Origin of the sequence: Aquiflexum sp. (assembly GCF_041749095.1) — a bacterium.
In the GTDB taxonomy this organism is placed as follows: domain Bacteria; phylum Bacteroidota; class Bacteroidia; order Cytophagales; family Cyclobacteriaceae; genus Aquiflexum.
Map to the genome: position 1 here is coordinate 1 of NZ_JBGTCA010000218.1, position 3,841 is coordinate 3,841.

The 3,841-nt window shown below is 42.3% G+C and carries 5 protein-coding genes; 2 read left to right on the forward strand and 3 right to left on the reverse strand.

Going from position 1 to position 3,841, the window contains the following annotated elements:
- From ACEW8O_RS10645 to ACEW8O_RS10655, 3 genes are all read right to left on the reverse strand, one after another.
- A partial coding sequence (locus ACEW8O_RS10645) for an SDR family NAD(P)-dependent oxidoreductase (protein WP_373494613.1) occupies nt 1-228 on the reverse strand: 228 nt, incomplete at its 3' end.
- 167 nt (nt 229-395) lie between these two features.
- Nucleotides 396-2,111: an IlvD/Edd family dehydratase gene (locus ACEW8O_RS10650; protein ID WP_373494614.1), complete on the reverse strand. Its 1,716-nt coding sequence runs from the start codon at nt 2,109-2,111 to the stop codon at nt 396-398.
- Nucleotides 2,112-2,255: 144 nt separating this feature from the next.
- On the reverse strand, nt 2,256-2,516 hold the full coding sequence (locus ACEW8O_RS10655; protein ID WP_373494615.1) for a hypothetical protein: 261 nt from the start codon (nt 2,514-2,516) through the stop codon (nt 2,256-2,258).
- A 154-nt stretch (nt 2,517-2,670) separates the two neighbouring features.
- On the opposite strand from ACEW8O_RS10655, the gene ACEW8O_RS10660 reads away from it, so the two are divergent.
- Together ACEW8O_RS10660 and ACEW8O_RS10665 are read left to right on the forward strand one after the other, a co-directional pair.
- Nucleotides 2,671-3,243 carry a hypothetical protein gene (locus ACEW8O_RS10660; RefSeq protein ID WP_373494616.1) on the forward strand — a complete coding sequence of 191 codons (573 nt, stop codon included), beginning with the start codon at nt 2,671-2,673 and terminating at the stop codon, nt 3,241-3,243.
- Nucleotides 3,244-3,317: 74 nt separating this feature from the next.
- Nucleotides 3,318-3,841, forward strand: a 524-nt coding sequence (locus ACEW8O_RS10665) for a hypothetical protein (protein ID WP_373494617.1), incomplete at its 3' end; no start/stop codon positions are given.

Below are 3,841 nucleotides of genomic sequence, written 5' to 3' on the forward strand. Positions count from 1 at the left end.
AAAACTGACCATTTCCCTTATAAACCCCAAATTCCCAGCATCTCCGGACAGTCCCAGCACTTTTGCTTTTGCTGTTTTCAATACTTCCTCAACCGCATCATCAGTCAGGCTTTTTTCAATGTCATTGATAATGACATGATGGCCTTTTTCAGCCAAAATCCTGACTATTTCCAATCCAATCCCCTGACCTGCACCGGTAATAAGGGCAACTTTATTGTGGTTTTTCATCTTATAAAAAAGGTTTTACCCTATGGTATATATTGACAGATAATTGAATAAAATTCCTGGTAGGAGACCGAAATGCCCAGTACTTCGGTCTTCCGACTTCTGTCTCCCGTCCTGTCCATAATAGAATTTTAGGTTTCTGGCAAAGAATCCGATAATTATAACATTTATTAATGTGAATCTCTTTTGACCTCAGGCCCCGAAGCACCTTTCAGAAAATCAAAGTCAACTCCCTCATGGGCCTGGGTCACATTTTGGATAAACATATTGATATATCCCCTTTCATAGCCCAAATTCAAGGGTTTGAAATTGAATCTTCTCTTTTCCAATTCTTCTTCCGAAACTTCTAAGTTCAGTGTCCTGTTGGGCACATCCAAAACTATCCAATCCCCATTTTCCACCAAAGCCAGATTTCCACCTATTGCGGATTCAGGGGAAACGTGTAAAACGACTGTCCCATAACCTGTTCCGCTCATTCTGCCATCGGATATTCTGACCATGTCTTTGACTCCCTGTTGGATGATTTTCATGGGCAACTGCATATTTCCTACCTCAGGCATTCCGGGATAGCCACGTGGCCCTACGTTTTTCAGAACAAGCACAGAATCAGGCGTTACATCCAGATCAGGATCATCCAATCTTTTCTTATAATCATCTATGTCCTCAAAAACTACCGCCTGACCTCTGTGGGTCAATAGTGATGGTGTTGCAGCAGAAGGTTTGAGTACAGCACCTTCCGGACAAAGATTTCCTTTGAGCACGGCAATGCCTGATTCCGGTTTGAAGGGTTTTTCCAAGGTGCCGATCAGGTTTCTATCCCAACATTCTGCATTGAGGATGTTATCAGAAAGCTTTTTGCCATTGGCTGTTATTGTATCCAAATGCAAAAGAGAAGAAATTTCTTTCATCACTGCAGGAAGTCCTCCTGCATAGAAAAGGTCCTCAAGAAAGTTTTCTCCCGACGGCTGCACATTTGCAATCAAAGGAATATGGGTAGAGTGTTTGTCAAAATCATCAATGGAAAGTTCAATGCCCATTCTTCCTGCTATGGCCAACAAATGCAGGATGAAATTGGTGGATCCACCCAAAGCGGCATTGACCATGATGGCATTTTCAATGGATTTCCGGGTCAGGATATCGCTCATTTTCAGGTCTTCTTTGACCATCTCGACGATTCTGATTCCGGACATATGGGCCAAAACCTTTCTTCTCGAATCAGCGGCGGGGATGGTGGCGTTATCGGGAAGTGTCAGTCCCAATGATTCTACCATGGCAGCCATGGTGGAGGCAGTGCCCATTGGTGCGCAATGACCTTGTGACCTTGCCATGGCGGCTTCAGCAGCGGTAAAGTCTTCTTGGGACAATTCTCCCTTTTTGAATTCCTCAGCAAATCGCCAAAGATCGGAAGTTCCGATTTTTCTTCCTTTGAACCTACCGGCAAGCATAGGACCTCCCGAAACCACAATCGTGGGAAGATTGACACTTGCAGCACCCATCACCAGAGAAGGGGTGGTTTTGTCACAGCCGCACATCAGGACGACTCCGTCCATGGGGTTGGCGCGGATGCTTTCTTCCACGTCCATACTGGCCAGGTTTCGGAAAAGCATGGCTGTCGGTTTGATGGAACATTCTCCCAAAGACATCACCGGGAATTCCAAGGGAAAGCCTCCTGCTTCCCAAATACCCCTTTTCAGCGCTTCTGCCAATTCCCTAAAATGGGCATTGCACGGGGTGAGTTCGGAGTAGGTATTGCAGATGCCGATGACTGGTCTGCCTTCAAAAAGGTGGTGGGGGAATCCCTGGTTTTTCATCCAGGCCCGGTAAATAAAGCCGTCTTTTCCTTTACGGCCAAACCATTCCTGGCTTCGCAATTTCTTTTCTTCCATGGGTTAAATAGGGTTGATTGATCTTAGAATTTTATTTGATCAATGTGAAATTGAATTTAGGAAATGTTTTGGAGGAAAGGGGAAAGATACTTAAAAATGTTACCTGTGAAGACAGATTTTTGGGGAAGCCCTCTGTTCTTTTTTTCAATCCCTAGCTACTCTAAAATTTTTGAGCATTGAAAATACCCGGTATTGGTTATTTATATTCTTAGTAATAATTCCTAGTTTTAAGCGTTTGAAGATCAATAAAACTAGGATTCTCATCATGAAAAGTGCATCCCTTTTCCCGATTCTTTTAATCTTCTTTTGCTCAGTTTCTTTTTTTCCTGCGTCCCAAATGAAAATCCACCCGAAGTTTATGTGTACTGGAAGCCTGCACTTAGCTTTCAAAAGGGACTTACCCATGCCCAAGAAATCAACGGGAAACTATATGCTGCATCGAAGATTGGAATATACAATGATGCGACACTTTGGGGAATAAAAAATAGTCGGAGAATCAAAATACACTCCTAATTTCCTTTGGCTCAAGACGGTCGTCAATAACGGCAAAGTAGAAATATTGGAACAGAAACTGATCAAAGAGGAATTTTTTGATGGTTGGGTAAGTATTTGGAATTTTAAGGTATTCGAAAACTTCATGAGGGTCACGATCGGAAATAATACTTTTGATTTCGATCAAAGCGGAAATATGGAACTGCGTTTTGAATCTTATACCAAATCCGTACAGCTAGGCAATGAAATCATCACTTTTGCAAGTGAGGCAATGGAAACATTTCCCCTGATGGTTTACAAGTCTGACCTGTCGGGAAAAAAAAATGAGTTGATTGGTACATACAACTCCGATCAGGTTTCACGTGATGACCTCAGACTTATAGGGAGAATTTATGATAACATTTCAGGTATAAACGACATCATAGTCCTAACAGAAGGGGCATCGATTTACCGCTTGTCCATGAACGACCAGGCATTAAGATTGACCCAACTCGACAATGTAGGCCTTGAAGACACTTCCATCACCTCTATCAATCTAATTTACAATTCAACAGTTTTTGTTACCACAAGCTGTGAGGCGGGTGGGAAAAACTGCGGTGGATTCTACAAACCACTTGATAAGTTTTTGACTCAAAAATAATTTGTACCATTCCGAATAATCAGAATAAACTACTTATATTCCATAAAAATCTAACCAAAACAACTTTTCCCGATATGAAAACTTCATCCCATTTTTCGAACCTTTCAATTGTCATTTGTTTCTTAGCCGCTCTTTCCTGCAATCCACAAGAACCATTACCTGAAGCCCCTGTGATCTGGGAAAAGGCACCGGGGATTGAAGAGGGACTCTTTAATGCCAAAGTAATCAACGGAGAATTATATGTCGCATCTCCGTCACGGATTTACCCAAAAGCGACCTTGCAAGGGCCAAATGACTTTGAAGAATTGTCTTTATTTATGCGGAGTTCTTTTCCCTATAGATTGCCGCTTTCCGATAAATTGATGGCAGCCATCAATCCCTCCGAAATATCCCTACTTCCAATCGGTAATTCCAATGAATCAGACGCATTGAAGATCAACCTCCGCGAATTGGATCCAGAATTTTCGCGTTTTTTCCAACAAATGTTGTTAGTAGGAGAGCAGGTTAATATTGATGCTCATGGAAACGTTCTGGTCCCCTATATTTCGGTAATTGGAAACAAACAGAAAAACACCCCTGATTTTCTATGGTTGAAGAC

Bases quoted from the DNA above. Each gene is read 5' to 3' on its own strand.
- ACEW8O_RS10655 (WP_373494615.1), bottom strand. From the start codon at position 2,516: ATGGGTAAGTCCCTTTTGAAAGCTAAGTGCAGGCTTCCAGTACACATA.
- ACEW8O_RS10650 (WP_373494614.1), bottom strand. From the start codon at position 2,111: ATGGAAGAAAAGAAATTGCGAAGCCAGGAATGGTTTGGCCGTAAAGGA.